This window comes from Streptomyces sp. NPDC048639 (assembly GCF_043199075.1).
Classification (GTDB): domain Bacteria; phylum Actinomycetota; class Actinomycetes; order Streptomycetales; family Streptomycetaceae; genus Streptomyces.
Map to the genome: position 1 here is coordinate 276,587 of NZ_JBICVP010000009.1, position 16,466 is coordinate 293,052.

Sequence of the window (16,466 nt, forward strand, 5' to 3'; positions counted from 1 at the left end):
GCCGTGAATGAACCCACCACCTACCGCCCGACCAAGACGACGAACATCCTCCACCAGCCCATGCCACTTGCTCAGGCGGCGCCGCTCGCACCGGTCCAGTCGGGCCACATACCGGCCGTGCAGACGATGGTGCTGCCTGACGGGCGCGTGGTCACCGGCTACACCATCGAACCGGCCAGGCCCGAACCCGTCGCCGCCAAGCCGCTCGTCTCGCGGACTGCGGTGAACATCGCGCTCGGGGGTATCGGCTTCGCCGCCGTCTGCGGCGGCCTGCTCCTGCTCACCACGTTCATCGCCGCACTAGCCGCCCTGATCCAGCAACTCATCATCCTCGCCGCGGTCTTCTTCGGCGGCTTCATCGCCCTACAGGTGCTCGGCGCATCGGGCGGCGGCACGGTCGTGAACATCCGCAAGGCCGTCATCAAGCGCAACCACTTCCACAGCTAACTACGCCGCGGCGGCGGAACTCCCCACCAAGGTCGTCCGCCGCCGCGGTTCTCCCTGACCGTCGAAGACAGAACAGGAGAACTCCAGAATGCCCCAAACGGACACGAGCGGGCAGCTCAAGGCAGCGCTCGATGCTGCCGCCCATGGCTGGCATGTCTTCCCGCTGATCCCCGGCGACAAGCGCCCCGCAGTCCGCGACTGGCAGACGCGGGCCACCACTGACCCGGACCGCATTACCCGGTGCTGGACCCACGCCCCGTACAACATCGGCGTCGCGACCGGCCCATCCGGTCTGGTGGTAGTGGACCTGGACACCCCCAAGGACACCAACGACACCCCGCCGGCCAATTGGGCCGCCGACGGAGTCACCAGCGGTGAGGACGTGCTCGCCGTGCTGTGCGAGCGACACAGCCAGCCCTACCCGCATGACACCAACACCGTGCGCACCGGCCGCGGCGGCGCACACCTGTACTTCACCGCTCCCGAAGGCGAGAAACTGCGCAACACCGCTGCCAAGCTGGGCTGGAAGGTCGACACCCGCGCACACGGAGGCTACGTCGTCGCTGCAGGTAGCACCGTGGCCGGGCGCCCCTACACAGCCCTGTACGACGCGCCTGTGGCGCCGCTGCCGGACTGGCTGTGCACCCTGCTTCGCCCGGCACCGTTACCGCCGCAGATGCCCGTCACCATCCCGCTCACGGCCCATGACCGGCGAACGGCCTACCTGCGCACGGCGGTGAAGGCCGAAGTCACGCGCGTGAAGCGCTCGGCTCCTGACGAGCACAACAACGCCCTTTACCTCGCCTCCGTGGCGCTCGGACAGCTCGTAGCAGGCGGAGAGCTGAGCGAAGCCGAGGTGACCGCCTGGCTCACCGAGGCCGCCGCCCAAGTCGGACAGAAACCGCGCGAGATCCCCCGCACGATCGCTTCCGGCCTGCGCGCCGGAGCCAAGCGCGCCCGGAAGGTCGCCGTATGAGCGCGAACCCGATTCCCCCTCTGCACCTGTACTCCGTACCGCGCGATCCCCAGCAATCTCCCGAAGCACCGCCGGTTCGGGAACGTCCACGGACCGCGTGGACGGCGGATCAGCTGATGGCCGCCCAATTCCCTGAGCCGAAGTGGGCGGTGCCCGGCATCCTCGCGGAAGGCGTCAGCCTGCTCGCTGGGCCGCCCAAGGTCGGAAAGTCTTGGCTCTCTCTGGGGCTCGGGCTTTCGGTGGCCGCTGGGAGCCAGGCGTTCGACTCCGTGCCCGTCAAGGGCGGCCCGGTTCTCTACCTCGCGCTGGAGGACACCCCCCGCCGTCTCCAGACCCGCATGGGCAAGCTCTTGGGCGGGCAGAAGGCGCCGGCCGGACTGACCCTCGTGACTGAGTGCCCGCCCTTTCCCCAGGGTGGGGTGGAGGCCATCGCCGGGTGGTTGGACCGAAACCCCGATGCCCGCATGGTCGTCATCGACGTGTTCGCCAAGATGCGTGGCCAGGCCCCGCAAGGAGTCTCCGCGTACGACGCGGACTACGTTGCCGTCGGTTACGCGAAGCGGCTCGCGGACCACTACGGCATCGCTGTCGTCCTGGTTCACCACGTTCGCAAGATGGCGTCCGAGGACTTCCTCACCGAGGTCTCCGGGACCAACGGCATCGCTGGCGCCGCCGACGCCACACTCGTCCTGAAGCGGGCCCGAGGACAGGCAGATGGCATCCTCCACGTCACCGGACGTGACGTGAACGAAGCCGAATACGCCCTCCAGTTCCAGGAGGCCTCCGGAGCCTGGCACTTGTTGGACGGCCCGGTCTCGGACCACACCGTGGGCGACACGCGCGCTGCAATCCTGCGCCACGTCAGGGCCAACCCGGGCGCTCGCCCCAAGGACATGGCCGTCGACCTGCCGCAGGTCGACATCGACACTATTCGCCGTACCTGCTCCCGTATGGCCGCTGATGGCCAGCTCGCCAAGGACGGCAGCGGCCGGTACTACCCCGACACCGAAACCCGGACGCAGCCCGTGTCAAAGGTGTCCGAGCTGTCCGGCTGTCCGGTTACCCCTTCTGACCAGCGCGAACGGTCCGGACAGTCGGAACTTGAACTGTCCGGGCTGTCCGGCTCCGATAGCCCGTCACTCAACATGAGGGGGACACCGTGACCTTGCCCGTACCCGAATGGGATCCGCTGGCGGAGCCGCTCCTCTACCGAGTGCGGGACGCCATGCGCGTCCTGCGGATGAGCCGGACCGTCGTCTACGACCTGATCCGCACCGGGAGGCTGCGCGCGGTCAAGGAGGGCCGGACGCGGCTCATCCCAGCGTCCGCGATCGCGGAGTACGTCGCGCTGCTGGAGCGCGAGGCGGGGGGACAGCATTGACGAAGCGTCGCAGCAGGGGAGACGGAGGTCTCCACTGGGACGAGAAGCGGCAGCGCTGGATTGCGACCGCCAGCCTGGGTTATGACCCGAGCGGGAAGCGCATCGTGAAGCGCGGTAGCGGCAAGACCAAGACCGAGGCGAAGAACAAGCTGAAGGAAGTCCTTAGGGATCACGAGGACGGTCTCGCCATCGCCCCCACCGGGTACACGGTGGAGAACGCGGTGGACGACTGGCTGACTTACGGCTTAGCCGGGCGCGACAAGGCCACCGTGGGTACGTGCACGATCCTCAGCACGAACCACGTGATCCCATCGCTCGGTGCCCGAAAGCTCCGTGACCTTAGCGCGGAGGACGTGGATAAGTGGCTCGCGACCAAGGCCAAGACGCTGAGCACCCGCACCTTGCAAAGCATCCACTCGTGCCTGAACCGCGCGGTCAAGCGAGCAATGGCGCGGGACAAGGTCAAGCGCAACGTGGTGGAGCTGTGTTCAGTCCCCAAGGGTCAGCTTGGGAGGCCGTCCAAGGCGCTGACACTCGCTCAGGCGGAAGCGGTCCTCAAGGCTGCTGAGGAGACGTCGATGCGCGCGTACATCGTGTTGGCTCTGCTCACAGGGGCTCGCACGGAGGAGTTGCGGGCGCTCACGTGGGACCACGTCTTCCTCAAGGGGAAGCCGGAAGCGAGTCCGCCTGTCCCGCCGTACATCGCAGTCTGGAGGTCGGTCCGGTCCGGTGGGGATACCAAGACGCGGAAGTCCCGGCGCACGCTCGCTCTGCCGAAACGGTGCTTGGACGTCCTCTGGCAGCACTGGGAGGAGCAGGGGTGGGAGCGCTTGGCAGCGGGCGACGACTGGGTGGAGAACGGTCTGGTCTTTGCTTCCGCGGTTGGGAAGGAACTCGACTCGACGAACGTCCGGAGAGCCTTTCGGCAAGCCATCAGCGAGGCGGAGGGAGTCAAGGCGGAGGACTGGACCCCGCGTGAGCTACGCCACAGCTTCGTCTCGCTGCTGTCAGACAGCGGGGTTCCGCTGGAGGAGATCTCTCGGCTGGTCGGGCACTCCGGCACCGCCGTCACTGAGGAGGTCTACCGGAAGCAGATCCGGCCCGTGATCCAGACTGGAGCGGTCGCGATGGACGGCATCTTCGAGGCCAAGCCGAAGCGGTAGTCACGCAGTTAGTCACGCACAACGAATCAGGGCCACTTCATGAATGGTGAAGTGGCCCTGATCTGCGTTTCTTCAGTCGGGGTGGCGGGATTTGAACCCACGACCTCTTCGTCCCGAACGAAGCGCGCTGCCAAGCTGCGCCACACCCCGAAGCAACGAGGACTACTGTAGCCGACCCTCCGCGCCAGGCGAAATCGGTTAGGGGGCCCGCACAGGCCCGCGCCACCGGCCCCGGTCCTGCCCCGAGCGGGCCCGACCCGGCTCCAGCGCGGCCGGCTCCGCAGGCTCTCCGATCGGTGCCGGCCGTTGCCCGAACCTCCCGCACCGGCCGGGTCAGTCCCGCGGGACCAGGGTCATCAGCGTCGCCTCCGGGGGGCAGGCGAAGCGGACCGGTGTGTAGCGGTTCGCGCCGCAGCCCGCCGAGACGTGGAGGTACGACGTACGGCCCTCCGCCTCGTGCGTCGACAGGCCCTTCACACGCGCCGTGTCCAGGTCGCAGTTCGTGACCAGAGCCCCATAGAAGGGGATGCACAGCTGGCCGCCGTGAGTGTGGCCCGCCAGGATCAGGGGGTAGTCGTCGGCGGTGAACGCGTCCAGGACCCGCAGGTACGGGGCGTGGACGACCGCCAGGGACAGGTCCGCGCCCGACTCCGGGCCGCCCGCCACCCGCGCGTACCGGTCGCGCTTGATGTGCGGGTCGTCCAGTCCCGTAAGGGCGATCTCGGTGCCGTCGCCCAGCTTGAGCCGGCCCCGGGTGTTGCTGAGCCCGACCCAGCCCGCCGCGTCGAAGGCGTCCCGCAGCCCTTCCCACGGGTTGCGCTCGACGCCGATCGCCGGGTCGTTCCTTCCGTTGAGGCCGTGCTGTCCCCGGATCTTCTCCAGCAGGTAGCGGCTGGGGTTGCGGAGCTTGGGCGCGTAGTAGTCGTTCGAGCCGAAGACGTACGCCCCGGGGAACTCGAGCAGTGGGCCGAGCGCGTCCAGAACCTCGGGCACGCCCTTCTTGTCGGAGAGGTTGTCCCCGGTGTTCACCACGAAGTCGGGGCGCAGGCCGGCGAGGGACTGCAGCCAGCGCCGCTTCTTGTCCTGGCCGCACACCATGTGGATGTCGGACACATGGAGCAGGCGCAGCGGCCGCATGCCCGGCGGCAGCGCGGGCACCGTGATCCTGCGGAGCCGGAACGAGCGGGCCTCGATGCCCGCGGCGTAACCGATGCCGGCCGCGCCGACTGCCGTGATTCCGAGGGGTACTGCATATCGCGCGCGCATGACATCCATCGTGGCAGACCCGCGGCGGGGCCGTTGACCGCGGCCGTTTCCGCCCGGTCGATATTCCGGCGCGTGGGGCGCCCCGCAGGTGCGAAAATCGACGGCATGACCACGCTCAAGGACAAGCTCCAGGACGACCTGACGGTCGCGATCAAGGCGCGCGACGAGCTGCGCTCCTCCACTCTCCGGCTCACGCTCTCCGCCATCGCGACCGAGGAGGTCGCGGGGAAGTCGGCGCGGCAGCTCTCCGACGACGAGGTGCAGAAGGTGATCGCCCGCGAGGCGAAGAAGCGGCGGGAGGCGGCCACGGCCTTCTCCGATGGGGGCCGGGCGGAGCAGGCGGAGCGCGAGCGGGCCGAGGGTGAGGTGCTCGCCGAGTACCTGCCGAAGCAACTGTCCGACGAGGAACTGGGTGCGATCGTCGCGGACGCCGTGAAGGAGGCCGTGGCGGGCGGCGCGGAAGGGCCGAGGGCGATGGGTGCGGTCATGAAGATCGTCAACCCCAAGGTGGCCGGACGGGCGGAGGGCGGCCGGGTCGCCGCCGAGGTCAAGCGCCTGCTCGCGGGATAGCGGGATAGCCGTCCGGCGAGGTCCGGCGAGGTCCGGCGAGGTCCGGCGAGGTCCGGCGAGGTCCGACGAGCCGGCGGGGCTACGGGGTCCGGGCGGCAACGGGTCATGGCGGGTCGGCGGGCTACGGGCTGCGACCGGTCGGCGGGGCTGCGAGCCCTCGGCCCGCGCGAACCTGCCGGACGCCGGACGCTCGGAGGACCCGAAGCCCGCGGAGCTACAGGCCCCGAGCCCGTCCCTCTCCTTCGGGCGGGCGCCGTGAGCCACCACCGCGCACGAAGACCGCGAAGGGGCGGCCCGGGAAACCGGGCCGCCCCTTTCCTTTCCGTCACGTGTCCGGCAGCCCGCTCCTCGCGGGCCCCGGCCGCCCTCAGTGCGGCTTCTTGCGTCCTCGCTGCCCGCCGGGACCGTCCTGGCCGCCGTTCGTGAAGCCGCCGTCGATTCCGCCGATCAGGTCCGGCGGGAGCGAGATGTCCGGCCATGGGGAGCCGCCGTTGCCGTTGCCTCGGCCCGGGTCGTCCGGCTTGTCCGGCCGGTCCGGCTTGCCGTCCGAGATCGGTGCCACCGGCAGGCCCGGTGCCGGTTTGCCGGACAGCGCGCCCGCCATCGCGTCCCGCCAGATCGGTCCGGGGACGCCGCCGCCGAAGACCTTGGGGTGGTACTGGCCGCCGATCGTGATGTTCTCCATCGGCACCTTGGTGCCGGGGCTGCCGACCCAGACGGCGCCGGCCATGTTGGGCGTGTAGCCGACGAACCAGGCGGCGACCCGGTTGTCCGTCGTACCCGTCTTGCCCGCGCTGTCCCGCCCGTCCAGTCCGGCCTGCCGGCCGGTACCGTCCTCGACCACGCCCCGCAGCAGGGCGTTCATCGTCTTCGCGGTCTTCGCCGACATGACCTTCTTGCAGGTGGACTTCGGGACGTCGAGGTCCTTGCCGTTCGCGTCCGTGACCGAGTCGATGGCGACCGGGGAGCAGTACGTGCCGCTGTTGGCGAAGGTCGCGTACGCGTTGGCCATGGACAGCGGGGCGATGGTCGCGCTGCCGAGGGTGACCGAGGGGCTCTGCGGCAGTGCGCCGCCGTTGCCCATCTGCACGCCCATGTTCTTGGCGAGGGTGGTCACGGGGCAGACCCCGATGTCACCGATCATCGCTACGAAGTAGGTGTTGATCGACTTCGCCGTCGCCTCCTTGAGGCTGTACGGGCCGACTTCCTCGCGCGTCTCGTTCTGCACCGTCTCGGACCCGTTGTTCGCCCACGTGCCGTCGCAGGTCTGCACCGGGCTCGGGTACGGCATCTTGTTCGGCGACGGATACGACTGGGAGGTGGGCCTGCCCTGCTCCAGGGCGGCCGCGGCGGTGAACGGCTTGAAGGTCGAGCCGACCTGGAAGCCGTAGTTCGAACCGCCCATCTTCCGGTCCACCGACAGGTTGATCTGCGTCTCGTTGTCGCCGAAGCCGTACGGGCGCGACTGACCCATGCCGCGGATCTTGCCGCTGCCCGGCTCGACGAGCGTCACGGCGGTGGCGACCTTGTCCTTCTGGTGGACGTGGTCGCGGATCGAGTCCTGCACGGACTCCTGGGCCTGCGGGTCCAGCGTCGTACGGATCGTCAGGCCGCCCTGGTTCCAGCGCTTGGCGCGTGCCTCCTTGGTCTTGCCGAAGACCGGGTCCTGGAGGAAGACCTCCCTGACGTAGTCGCAGAAGAACCCGGAGCCGCTGGAGGCGGTGATGCAGCCGTTCCTGGGCTTGCTGATGTCCAGGCCGAGCGGCTTCTTCTTCGCCTTGTCGGCCTGTGTCTGCGTGACGTCGCCCAGGTCGGCCATGCGCTGGAGCACGGTGTTGCGGCGCCGGGTCGCTTCCTGTTCGTCGTTGACGGGGTCGTAGCGGCTCGGCGACTGGACGATGCCGGCGAGCAGCGCGGCCTCCTGCAGCTCCAGGTCCTTGGCCGACTTGCTGAAGTAGCGCTGGGCGGCGGCCTCGACGCCGTACGCCTGCTGCCCGAAGAAGGTGATGTTGAGGTAGTTCTCGAGAATCGTCTTCTTCCCGAGCTCCTCCTCGACCTGGATCGCGTACTTCAGCTCCTTGATCTTGCGGCCGATGGTCTGCTGCGTGGCCTGGGCGACCTTGTCGGGGTCGTCGCCCGCCTCCTCGACGAAGACGTTCTTCACGTACTGCTGGGTGAGGGTGGAGGCGCCCTGGGAGACGCCGCCGTCCTGCGCGTTCTTGTTGACCGCGCGGAGGATGCCCTTCAGGTCCACCGCGCCGTGCTCGTAGAAGCGCGCGTCCTCGATCGCGATGACCGCCTTCCGCATGTACGGCGAGACGTCCTTGATCGGTACGACGGTGCGGTCGCGGGAGTAGACCGAGGCGATCGCGTCGCCCTCGGTGTCGAGGATGGAGGTCTTCTGGCTGAGCGGCGGGCGCTTGAGGTTGGCCGGGATCTCGTCGAAGCCTTCGACCGAACCCTTGGCCGCGAGGCCGAGCGCTCCGGCCGCGGGCAGCGCGATGCCCGCCATGACGGCTCCGGCGAGCACGCTGATGCCGACGAACTTGGCGGCCTGTTGTGTCATGGTCAGCCCGCCGCCGGTTCCCCCGCCGGCGCTCATGACCGAGCGCTTCTTAGCCATGGGGGCAGCCTACGTTCTCATTCGCCGGACAGACATGCATCCATTGGCCTAAGCTGTTTCTGACGGTTACGGCGACGCGCGTCCGTATCACTCCTCTCTCCCTCCCCCGGAGTGGAGTTGTGTCCGGATTGACGTCATGTGTCGCTCGGGTTCCGTTGTGCCGTCGGAGAACCGCCCTCATCTGCCGGGTACGTCCCGTATGCCCCCACCTCACTCCGTTGGGTGATCTGCCGCGTACGCATAGTCCGTTCGGACCATTCAAGATTGGGCCCGCAGGGGGTGTTGCGGCATGCCCTCCTTCCGTAACGTCCTCAACTGGCAACGGTGAATATGCCGCTGCCGCCGTGGGGGAGCCTCGATTCGGGAGAGGACGGCGCCAGCATGAGCTGGGTAACCGACTGGAGTACGAAGGCAGCCTGCCGCACGACTGATCCGGACGAACTGTTCGTTCAGGGTGCGGCACAGAACAGGGCCAAAGCGGTCTGCACCGGATGCCCGGTGCGCACCGAGTGCCTGGCCGACGCCCTGGACAACCGGGTCGAATTCGGCGTGTGGGGGGGTATGACGGAACGGGAGCGGAGGGCGTTGTTGCGCCGCCGCCCAACGGTGACTTCGTGGCGCAGGCTTCTGGAGACCGCGCGCACGGAGTACGAGCAGTCCATGGGCTTGTTGCCGATGGATGTGGACGTGGATGTGGATGTGGAGGTAGGTGACCCGGACTTCGCGGCGGCGGGCTAGCAGCCCCGCGGCACGGTCCCGGTCAAAGCCACCCCCCACCGGCTCGCCGGCCAGACGTCACGAGAAGTACGGCTCATCAATGCCCGGGCAGCCGGCCCGGGCAGAGCCATTTCACCGGTGCGTGTGCGGCGTCACCGGCACAGTGCCGAGCACGGAGCCCTTCGTGTCCCCGTGAGCAGAACCCTTTCACCAGTCCGTCGGCACGCGCCGCGCTGAGAGGCATTGAGTGGGCGTGTGTCTCGTGCCGCCGTGTGTCTCGTACCGTCGTGCGGATCGTGCACCCGGCGGACCGGCCCTCCCGGAGCGGGAGTTCAGGCCGCGCCGAGCCGGAGCATCAGGGCCACCGGAGTTCACCGCTACCCGGAGTTCACCGCTACCCGGAGTTCAGGCCATGGCCGGTCGCCCGTCCGCGAGCCGCGAGCCGATGGCCCGCAGCCCGTCGAGATCGTGCACGTCCCCGGGCAGCGCGGCGACTTCGGCCACCGCCACTTCCGGGTGCAGTGCGGTGAAACGGTCGCGGGTGCGCTGTTCCCGAGCGATCACCTGCATGCGTTCGGCGTGCAGGCGCAGCAGCCCGGCGGCCAGGATCTCGGCCGCGTCGGGTTCATCGGTGTCGTGGTTCGTCCCGCCCTCTGCCCTGGGGGAGCCGTCGTCGGGCGTACGATTGCCAGCTTGCCCGGGGATATGATCCACAATGCGGCCGTCGTCAAGATTTTCGGCGGCCGCCAGCGCGCGCTCCGCACTGAGCTGCCTCGCCCCGCTCCCGTGCACCCGGTTCAGCACCAGCCCGGCCAGCGGCATGTCCTCGGCGGCCAGCCGCTCGACGAAGTACGCCGCCTCGCGCAGCGCGTCCCGCTCCGGAGCCGCCACCACCAGGAACGCCGTCCCCGGAGCCTGCAGCAGCCGGTACGTCGCGTCGGCGCGGGTCCGGAAGCCGCCGAACATGGTGTCCATCGCGGCCACGAACGTCTGCACATCGCGCAGGAGCTGCGCCCCCATCAGCTTGTTGAGGGTGCCGGTCATCATCGACATGCCGACGTTGAGGAACTTCATCCCCGCCCGGCCCCCGATCTTCGCCGGGGCCATGAGCATCTTGATGAACCGCCCGTCCAGGAAGGACCCGAGCCGCTTCGGCGCGTCCAGGAAGTCCAGCGCCGAACGGCTCGGCGGGGTGTCGACGATGATCAGGTCCCACTCGTCGCGCGACCGGAGCTGGCCCAGCTTCTCCATGGCCATGTACTCCTGCGTGCCCGCGAAGCCGGCCGACAGGGACTGGTAGAAGGGGTTCTCCAGAATCGCCCGGGACCGTTCGGCATCGGCATGCCCCTCGACGATCTCGTCGAAGGTCCGCTTCATATCGAGCATCATCGCGTGCAGTTCGCCGCCCGCGGATCCGTCGATGCCCTCGACCCGGCGCGGGACGTTGTCCAGCGAGGCGATGCCCATCGACTGGGCCAGCCGCCTGGCCGGGTCGATCGTCAGCACGACGACCTTGCGGCCGCGCTCGGCGGCCCGTACGCCCAGGGCCGCCGCCGTCGTTGTCTTGCCCACGCCGCCCGAGCCGCAGCAGACGATGATGCGGGTGTCCCGGTCGTCCAGCAGCGGATCGGTCTCCAGCAGGGCGACCGGTTCCATCGCGCTCACGGTGCTCATGCTCCTTCCTCCGCCACTCCCTGCTTCCGCAGATCCGCCGCCAGCCGGTAGAGCCCCGCGAGGTCCGCGCCGTCGCCGAGGAACTCCAGCTCGTACGTGGGCAGGCTCAGGCCGGTGAGTTCCGTGCGCTGTTCGCGCTCGAGGGCGAGGCGCTCCGCGTGCTCTCTGCCCTGGTCCAGCAGCGGTTCGACCAGGCGCTCCGCGTGGCCGCCGCGGCGGGCGCCGCCGAGCCCGGCCTGGGAGAGCGCCTGGGCCACGGCCGCACGGCTGCCGCCCGCGGCTTCCCGTACGTCGTCCCCGTCGAGGAGATGCGGGCGCACCATGTTGATGATGACCCCGCCGACCGGCAGCCCTGCGGCGCGCAGTTCGGTGACGCCGTCCATCGTCTCCTGGACCGGCATCTCCTCCAGCAGCGTGACCAGGTGGACCGCGGTCTCCGTGGACTTCAGGACCCGCATGACCGCCTGGGCCTGATTGTGTATCGGGCCGATCCGGGCCAGCCCGGCCACCTCGTCGTTGACGTTGAGGAAGCGGGTGATGCGGCCGGTGGGCGGGGCGTCCATGACCACGGAGTCGTAGACGGGCCGCCCGTCCTTGCCCTTGCGGCGGACCGCCTCGCACGCCTTGCCGGTCAACAGGACGTCCCGCAGCCCCGGGGCGATGGTGGTCGCGAAGTCGATGGCGCCCAGCTTCTTCAGGGCCCGTCCGGCGCTGCCCAGCTTGTAGAACATCTGGAGGTAGTCCAGCAGGGCGCGTTCGGCATCGATCGCGACGGCGTACACCTCGCCGGAACCGCCCGGCGCGACGGCGATCTTCCGTTCCTCGTAGGGCAGCGCCTCGGTCTCGAAGAGCTGGGCGATGCCCTGCCTGCCCTCGACTTCTACCAGCAGAGTGCGTCGGCCTTCGGAGGCGAGGGCGAGCGCGAGGGCCGCGGCGACCGTCGTCTTGCCGGTACCGCCCTTGCCGCTGACGACATGGAGCCTGCTCATGCCCGGGAGCCTAACCAGTCGGCGCCCGGCCTACGCACGAGGCCGCTCCGCACAGGTATTACAGTCGGGCCCATGACCAAGTGGGAATACTCGACAGTGCCTCTGCTCGTGCACGCCACCAAGCAGATCCTCGACACCTGGGGCGAGGACGGCTGGGAACTCGTCCAGGTCGTGCCGGGTCCGAACCCGGAGCAGCTGGTGGCCTACCTCAAGCGGGAGAAGGCATGAGCGCGGTCGAGGAGAGGATCGCCGAACTGGGGCTGAAGCTGCCCGAGGTCGTCCCGCCGCTCGCCTCCTACGTCCCGGCGGTGCGCTCCGGCAGTTACGTCCACACCTCGGGCCAGTTGCCGATGGTGGAGGGGACGCTGCAGGGCACCGGCAAGGTGGGCGCCGAGGTGACGCAGGAGAAGGCCGCCGAGCTGGCCGGTATCTGCGCGCTGAACGCGCTGGCGGCGGTCAAGTCCGTCGTCGGTGATCTGGACCGCATCGCGCGGGTCGTGAAGGTCACCGGCTTCGTCGCCTCCGCGCCGGGCTTCACCGCTCAGCCGGGCGTCATCAACGGTGCCAGCGAGCTGCTGGGCAAGGTGCTCGGCGACAAGGGCGTGCACGCGCGCAGCGCGGTCGGTGTGGCGGTGCTGCCGCTGGACGCCCCCGTCGAGGTCGAGATCCAGGTCGAGATCGCGGACTGATGCCGAGGGTGCGGTCCGCGCCCTCGGGGTCCCCTCGAACATCTTCCCGGGAGCGCATAGCATCCGGCCCATGACCACCGAGAATGGGCCGGAGCCGTCCGAGCGGAAGAGCAGGGGCTGGAACCCGGACGACTGGCCGTCGCGGATCCGCGCGCTCGCCGGCGGCGAGCTGACGCCCGTGACGCCCCGCCGCGCCGCCACCGTGCTGCTTCTCCGCGACGGGGCGCAGGGCCCGTCCGTCCACATGCTGCGCAGACGCGCCTCCATGGCCTTCGCCGGGGGCGCGTACGCGTATCCGGGCGGCTCCGTGGATCCGCGCGACGAGCGCCCCGTCGCCTGGGCGGGGCCCTCGCTCGCTGACTGGGCCGCCCTGCTCGGCGTCGATGAGGAGGCGTCGGCCCAGGCCGTGGTCTGTGCGGCCGTCCGCGAGACCTTCGAGGAGGCGGGCGTGCTGCTCGCCGGGTCGTCCCCGGAGACGGTCGTCGAGGACACCACCGGAGAGGACTGGGAGGCGGACCGGGCGGCGCTCGTCGCCCGCGAGCAGTCCTTCGCGGAGTTCCTGGACCGGCGGGGTCTGGTGCTGCGCAGCGACCTGCTGCACTGCTGGGCCCGCTGGATCACGCCCGAGTTCGAGGCCCGCCGCTACGACACCTGGTTCTTCGTCGCCGGACTGCCCCAGGGACAGCGCACCAGGAACGCGTCGACCGAGGCGGACCGCACCGTCTGGATCCTCCCCGGGGAGGCGGCCGCCGGCTACGACCGGGGCGAGCTGCTGATGATGCCCCCGACGATCGCCATGCTCCGGGAACTCCAGCCGTACGGTTCGGCTGCCGAGGCGCTGGCGGCCGGGGAGGGACGCGATCTGACGCCCGTTCTGGCGCGGGCGGAACTGCGGGGCGAGGAGATCGTGCTGAGCTGGCCCGGCCATGCCGAGTTCACGATGCACATCCCGGTCTCGGAGCCGGAGACCTCTGCGTCGACGGGATCCAACGGAACCGCGGGAGCCGGCTCATGACCTTCGCCGGATCCCTGCCGGGGCAGCCGCGCGGCGGACCGATCGGCGGTGCCGCCACCGCTCGGGCCGTGTGCGTCCTGGCGCCCAACCCGTCCCCCATGACCCTGGACGGCACCAACACCTGGATCGTCTCCGAGCCGGACTCGGACCTCGCGGTCGTCATCGACCCGGGCCCGCTCGACGAGTCGCATCTGAGTGCGGTGATATCCGAGGCGGAGAAGGCGGGCAAGCGCGTCGCGCTCACGCTGCTGACCCACGGCCACCCGGACCACGCCGAGGGCGCGACCCGCTTCGCGGAGCTGACCCGTACGCCCGTACGCGCCCTGGACCCGGCGATGCGGCTAGGAGACGAGGGTCTGGAGGCGGGCGATGTGATCACGGACGGCGGGACGGAGATCCGGGTCGTCCCGACCCCCGGCCACACCTCCGACTCGCTGTGCTTCCACATCCCGGCCGACGCCGCGGTCCTGACGGGCGACACGGTCCTGGGGCGCGGCACAACGATGGTGGCGCACCCGGACGGCAGGCTCGGCGAGTACCTCGACTCCCTGCGGCGGCTGCGCTCGCTCACGGTCGACGACGGCGTGAGCACCGTCCTGCCCGGCCACGGGCCGGTGCTGAACGACGCCCGCGGCGCCATCGAGTACTACCTCGTGCACCGGGCGAACCGCCTGGCCCAGGTGGAGACGGCCGTCGAGGCCGGCCACCGCACGGCACCGGACATCGTGGCCCACGTCTACGCGGACGTGGACCGGTCGCTGTGGCCCGCGGCGGAACTGTCGGTGCGGGCGCAGCTCGACTATCTGCGCGAGCACGGGCTGATCTGAGCCGCGGTCGGCCCGGACTCCGGTGCCGTGAGGGGGCGTTCTGTGGCCCGAACGGCGGGGCCTGCCCCGGCGCTTCCCGAAGATGCGGCATGTCTTGAGGGTGCCGAAAGCCGGGGCACGTCCCGTGCCCTGAGGATGCGGCACGTCCCGGGCCTGAGCAGTGCGGCGCGTCCGTGCCTTGAGGGCGTGGCACGGGCGGGCGACACCCGCTCCGGCGCTCCGTTCACGCCCCGGCCCTGCCGGGCTTGCCCGGCAGGAAGGGCGCTGCCACCTGGAGGAAGAGCGCGCGGCGCTCCTCGGGGACGCCCAGCAGCTCCGCGGCCTCCTCCAGTGTGATGCGCCGCCCGCGTGCCGAGCGGCGCCGGGGCGGCGGCGCAGGTGCGGGCAGGTCGTCCTCGGTGAGCTTGCCCGAGCGGACCAGGACGTCCCGTACGGGGACGCCGAGTGCGTGGGCCAGGCCGCGCATGGTGGCCAGGTCCGGCATGCTCTGCCGCTGCAACAGGCGGGTGACCGCGGCGCGGTGGACGCCGGCGTCGTCGGCGATCCTGGTGCGGCCGCCGCCGCGCGGGTGGTCGATGTCGTAGCCGCGGGACCTCATCAGGTCCGCCATCCAGGCGGCGAACTCCTCCAGGGTGTCCTTCGCCATGGCGGGCTCCCTCCGTGAGGTGCCCAGGTTAACGCGCGTGCGCGAGCGAAATACCGAGCCCGGGAGACCATCTTCACCGGGGCAACTCCCTTGCGTGGACGGTGTGAAGGAATCGCGCAGTGCGTGCGGGCGCGCAACAGGCGCCACTGCGTCCCCGTCCGGCGTGAACCGCTCCACGGGGTGTTGTGGGCGGTTGCGGCGTAGGACGGCAACGTGCGGATGGCGTAGGGAAATTGATCGCGTGCAAGCCCTTGTTGCGCTCTCGCGCGTGCCAGTAAGTTCCCCCTAGTCGCGGCACGGTCCCCCGGCCTTCCCCCGTGGGCCCACGCGAGTCCGTGCCGCGACCCGGTGAAAACCCCGTGGTGTGCGGCCGCGGCCCTGTCGGCATACTCGGCCGCCCGTCGCCTCGGGAGCGCCCGGTGTGCCTCGCGCGTGCCGGGCGCTGCCATGCGCGAGCCGCGGAACTCGTACGGCGTGTGCGCAGCTTCGGCGGCGGAGGCCCAGCTCGTACGGCGTGAGCGTCTCGCGTGCCTGGCGGCGGCTCGTCCCGCGCCCCAGACGGCCGCTCGTACGCCGAAGGGGCCCCACCGCCCGGTGGGACCCCTTCACGCGCTGCGAGAGCGCCGCGCGGTCAGCGCGAGCGCTTGGCCAGCCGCTCCACGTCCAGCAGGATCACGGCCCGTGCCTCCAGGCGCAGCCAGCCGCGGCCCGCGAAGTCCGCGAGGGCCTTGTTGACCGTCTCGCGGGAGGCGCCGACGAGCTGGGCCAGCTCCTCCTGGGTCAGGTCGTGGACGACATGGATGCCTTCCTCCGACTGCACGCCGAAGCGGCGGGAGAGGTCGAGCAGGGCCTTCGCGACGCGACCGGGCACGTCGGAGAAGACCAGGTCGGACATCGAGTCGTTGGTCCGGCGCAGACGGCGTGCCACGGCGCGCAGGAGCGCGGTGGCCACCTCGGGCCGGGCGTTCAGCCAGGGCTGGAGGTCGCCGTGGCCCAGGCCCAGCAGCTTCACCTCGGTGAGAGCGCTGGCCGTGGCCGTACGGGGGCCGGGGTCGAAGAGGGAGAGCTCGCCGATGAGCTCACCAGGGCCGAGGACCGCGAGCATGTTCTCGCGGCCGTCGGGGGAGGTGCGGTGCAGCTTGACCTTGCCCTCGGTGACCACATACAGGCGGTCGCCCGGGTCACCTTCGTGGAACAAGGCGTCGCCGCGGGCCAGGGTGGCCTCGCTCATCGAGGCGCGCAGCTCAGCGGCCTGCTCTTCATCGAGCGCCGCGAACAGCGGGGCGCGCCGCAGAACGTCGTCCACGAGATCTCTCCTTGTCGACATGCACAGGGGACCGTCGTCCCCATGATGCCGGACGGTAAAACTGTGTGATCAAACACAAGTGTGGCGCATGCCCCGCGGAAGCCATACGGCAGGGGTCCGATCGGGGTTCCGATTTCCGGCGGCCAGGCCGTTTGTCGGTGCCGGGCCTTACGCTGG

General features: G+C 70.1%; 17 protein-coding genes and 1 tRNA gene. 11 read left to right on the forward strand and 7 right to left on the reverse strand.

Annotation, left to right across the window (positions count from 1 at the left end):
* Nucleotides 1–3 precede the first annotated feature (3 nt).
* From ACGFNH_RS25270 to xerC, 5 genes are all read left to right on the forward strand, one after another.
* Nucleotides 4–447: a hypothetical protein gene (locus ACGFNH_RS25270; protein ID WP_393657325.1), complete on the forward strand. Its 444-nt coding sequence runs from the start codon at nucleotides 4–6 to the stop codon at nucleotides 445–447.
* Nucleotides 448–535: 88 nt separating this feature from the next.
* On the forward strand, nucleotides 536–1,423 hold the full coding sequence (locus ACGFNH_RS25275) for a bifunctional DNA primase/polymerase (RefSeq protein ID WP_393657327.1): 888 nt from the start codon (nucleotides 536–538) through the stop codon (nucleotides 1,421–1,423).
* A complete protein-coding gene (locus tag ACGFNH_RS25280; protein WP_393657329.1) occupies nucleotides 1,420–2,586 on the forward strand; it encodes an AAA family ATPase in 1,167 nt (388 codons plus the stop codon). The genes ACGFNH_RS25275 and ACGFNH_RS25280 overlap by 4 nt, the downstream gene beginning before the upstream one ends.
* Nucleotides 2,583–2,804 (forward strand): helix-turn-helix domain-containing protein, encoded by a 222-nt coding sequence (locus tag ACGFNH_RS25285; protein WP_393657331.1) that lies wholly within the window; start codon nucleotides 2,583–2,585, stop codon nucleotides 2,802–2,804. Before ACGFNH_RS25280 ends, ACGFNH_RS25285 begins: the two co-directional genes overlap by 4 nt.
* Entirely contained in the window at nucleotides 2,801–3,967 is a 1,167-nt protein-coding gene (xerC, locus tag ACGFNH_RS25290) for a tyrosine recombinase XerC (protein WP_393657333.1), read from the forward strand. Before ACGFNH_RS25285 ends, xerC begins: the two co-directional genes overlap by 4 nt.
* A gap of 76 nt (nucleotides 3,968–4,043) precedes the next feature.
* On the opposite strand, the gene ACGFNH_RS25295 is transcribed toward xerC, so the two are convergent.
* Together ACGFNH_RS25295 and ACGFNH_RS25300 are read right to left on the reverse strand one after the other, a co-directional pair.
* Nucleotides 4,044–4,117: transfer RNA gene (locus tag ACGFNH_RS25295), tRNA-Pro, on the reverse strand.
* 183 nt (nucleotides 4,118–4,300) lie between these two features.
* Nucleotides 4,301–5,233: a metallophosphoesterase gene (locus ACGFNH_RS25300; RefSeq protein WP_393657334.1), complete on the reverse strand. Its 933-nt coding sequence runs from the start codon at nucleotides 5,231–5,233 to the stop codon at nucleotides 4,301–4,303.
* 105 nt (nucleotides 5,234–5,338) lie between these two features.
* Between ACGFNH_RS25300 and ACGFNH_RS25305 the strand changes: the two genes are divergently transcribed.
* Nucleotides 5,339–5,803, forward strand: coding sequence for a GatB/YqeY domain-containing protein (locus tag ACGFNH_RS25305; RefSeq protein ID WP_393657336.1), 465 nt, complete (start codon nucleotides 5,339–5,341; stop codon nucleotides 5,801–5,803).
* Nucleotides 5,804–6,170: 367 nt separating this feature from the next.
* Here the strand turns inward: ACGFNH_RS25305 and ACGFNH_RS25310 are convergent, their stop codons facing one another.
* The gene (locus ACGFNH_RS25310; protein WP_393657338.1) at nucleotides 6,171–8,426 is read right to left on the reverse strand and encodes a transglycosylase domain-containing protein; all 2,256 of its coding nucleotides are present in this window, start codon (nucleotides 8,424–8,426) and stop codon (nucleotides 6,171–6,173) included.
* A gap of 381 nt (nucleotides 8,427–8,807) precedes the next feature.
* Here ACGFNH_RS25310 and ACGFNH_RS25315 point away from each other — a divergent pair, with 381 nt between their 5' ends.
* On the forward strand, nucleotides 8,808–9,164 hold the full coding sequence (locus ACGFNH_RS25315) for a WhiB family transcriptional regulator (protein ID WP_393657583.1): 357 nt from the start codon (nucleotides 8,808–8,810) through the stop codon (nucleotides 9,162–9,164).
* 384 nt (nucleotides 9,165–9,548) lie between these two features.
* Here the strand turns inward: ACGFNH_RS25315 and ACGFNH_RS25320 are convergent, their stop codons facing one another.
* Together ACGFNH_RS25320 and ACGFNH_RS25325 are read right to left on the reverse strand one after the other, a co-directional pair.
* Entirely contained in the window at nucleotides 9,549–10,817 is a 1,269-nt protein-coding gene (locus ACGFNH_RS25320; protein ID WP_393657340.1) for an ArsA family ATPase, read from the reverse strand.
* On the reverse strand, nucleotides 10,814–11,806 hold the full coding sequence (locus tag ACGFNH_RS25325; RefSeq protein ID WP_393657342.1) for an ArsA family ATPase: 993 nt from the start codon (nucleotides 11,804–11,806) through the stop codon (nucleotides 10,814–10,816). Before ACGFNH_RS25325 ends, ACGFNH_RS25320 begins: the two co-directional genes overlap by 4 nt.
* Before the next feature lie 72 nt (nucleotides 11,807–11,878).
* Here ACGFNH_RS25325 and ACGFNH_RS25330 point away from each other — a divergent pair, with 72 nt between their 5' ends.
* The 4 genes from ACGFNH_RS25330 (at nucleotide 11,879) to ACGFNH_RS25345 (ending at nucleotide 14,337) form a co-directional block, all read left to right on the forward strand.
* Nucleotides 11,879–12,034 (forward strand): DUF4177 domain-containing protein, encoded by a 156-nt coding sequence (locus tag ACGFNH_RS25330; protein WP_345038500.1) that lies wholly within the window; start codon nucleotides 11,879–11,881, stop codon nucleotides 12,032–12,034.
* Nucleotides 12,031–12,495 (forward strand): RidA family protein, encoded by a 465-nt coding sequence (locus ACGFNH_RS25335; RefSeq protein WP_393657344.1) that lies wholly within the window; start codon nucleotides 12,031–12,033, stop codon nucleotides 12,493–12,495. Before ACGFNH_RS25330 ends, ACGFNH_RS25335 begins: the two co-directional genes overlap by 4 nt.
* 70 nt (nucleotides 12,496–12,565) lie before the next feature.
* Nucleotides 12,566–13,510, forward strand: a complete 945-nt coding sequence (locus ACGFNH_RS25340; protein ID WP_393657346.1) for an NUDIX hydrolase — start codon at nucleotides 12,566–12,568, stop codon at nucleotides 13,508–13,510.
* Nucleotides 13,507–14,337: an MBL fold metallo-hydrolase gene (locus ACGFNH_RS25345; protein WP_393657348.1), complete on the forward strand. Its 831-nt coding sequence runs from the start codon at nucleotides 13,507–13,509 to the stop codon at nucleotides 14,335–14,337. Before ACGFNH_RS25340 ends, ACGFNH_RS25345 begins: the two co-directional genes overlap by 4 nt.
* 223 nt (nucleotides 14,338–14,560) lie before the next feature.
* On the opposite strand, the gene ACGFNH_RS25350 is transcribed toward ACGFNH_RS25345, so the two are convergent.
* The gene (locus ACGFNH_RS25350) at nucleotides 14,561–14,983 is read right to left on the reverse strand and encodes a helix-turn-helix domain-containing protein (protein WP_393657350.1); all 423 of its coding nucleotides are present in this window, start codon (nucleotides 14,981–14,983) and stop codon (nucleotides 14,561–14,563) included.
* Between the two features lie 631 nt (nucleotides 14,984–15,614).
* Nucleotides 15,615–16,289, reverse strand: a complete 675-nt coding sequence (locus ACGFNH_RS25355; protein WP_351508004.1) for a Crp/Fnr family transcriptional regulator — start codon at nucleotides 16,287–16,289, stop codon at nucleotides 15,615–15,617.
* Nucleotides 16,290–16,466: the final 177 nt, after the last annotated feature.

Bases quoted from the DNA above. Each gene is read 5' to 3' on its own strand.
- ACGFNH_RS25275 (WP_393657327.1), top strand. From the start codon at position 536: ATGCCCCAAACGGACACGAGCGGGCAGCTCAAGGCAGCGCTCGATGCT.
- ACGFNH_RS25345 (WP_393657348.1), top strand. From the start codon at position 13,507: ATGACCTTCGCCGGATCCCTGCCGGGGCAGCCGCGCGGCGGACCGATC.
- ACGFNH_RS25335 (WP_393657344.1), top strand. From the start codon at position 12,031: ATGAGCGCGGTCGAGGAGAGGATCGCCGAACTGGGGCTGAAGCTGCCC.
- ACGFNH_RS25340 (WP_393657346.1), top strand. From the start codon at position 12,566: ATGACCACCGAGAATGGGCCGGAGCCGTCCGAGCGGAAGAGCAGGGGC.
- ACGFNH_RS25315 (WP_393657583.1), top strand. From the start codon at position 8,808: ATGAGCTGGGTAACCGACTGGAGTACGAAGGCAGCCTGCCGCACGACT.
- ACGFNH_RS25325 (WP_393657342.1), bottom strand. From the start codon at position 11,806: ATGAGCAGGCTCCATGTCGTCAGCGGCAAGGGCGGTACCGGCAAGACG.
- ACGFNH_RS25280 (WP_393657329.1), top strand. From the start codon at position 1,420: ATGAGCGCGAACCCGATTCCCCCTCTGCACCTGTACTCCGTACCGCGC.
- ACGFNH_RS25330 (WP_345038500.1), top strand. From the start codon at position 11,879: ATGACCAAGTGGGAATACTCGACAGTGCCTCTGCTCGTGCACGCCACC.
- ACGFNH_RS25350 (WP_393657350.1), bottom strand. From the start codon at position 14,983: ATGGCGAAGGACACCCTGGAGGAGTTCGCCGCCTGGATGGCGGACCTG.
- ACGFNH_RS25310 (WP_393657338.1), bottom strand. From the start codon at position 8,426: ATGGCTAAGAAGCGCTCGGTCATGAGCGCCGGCGGGGGAACCGGCGGC.
- ACGFNH_RS25320 (WP_393657340.1), bottom strand. From the start codon at position 10,817: ATGAGCACCGTGAGCGCGATGGAACCGGTCGCCCTGCTGGAGACCGAT.
- ACGFNH_RS25305 (WP_393657336.1), top strand. From the start codon at position 5,339: ATGACCACGCTCAAGGACAAGCTCCAGGACGACCTGACGGTCGCGATC.
- ACGFNH_RS25300 (WP_393657334.1), bottom strand. From the start codon at position 5,233: ATGCGCGCGCGATATGCAGTACCCCTCGGAATCACGGCAGTCGGCGCG.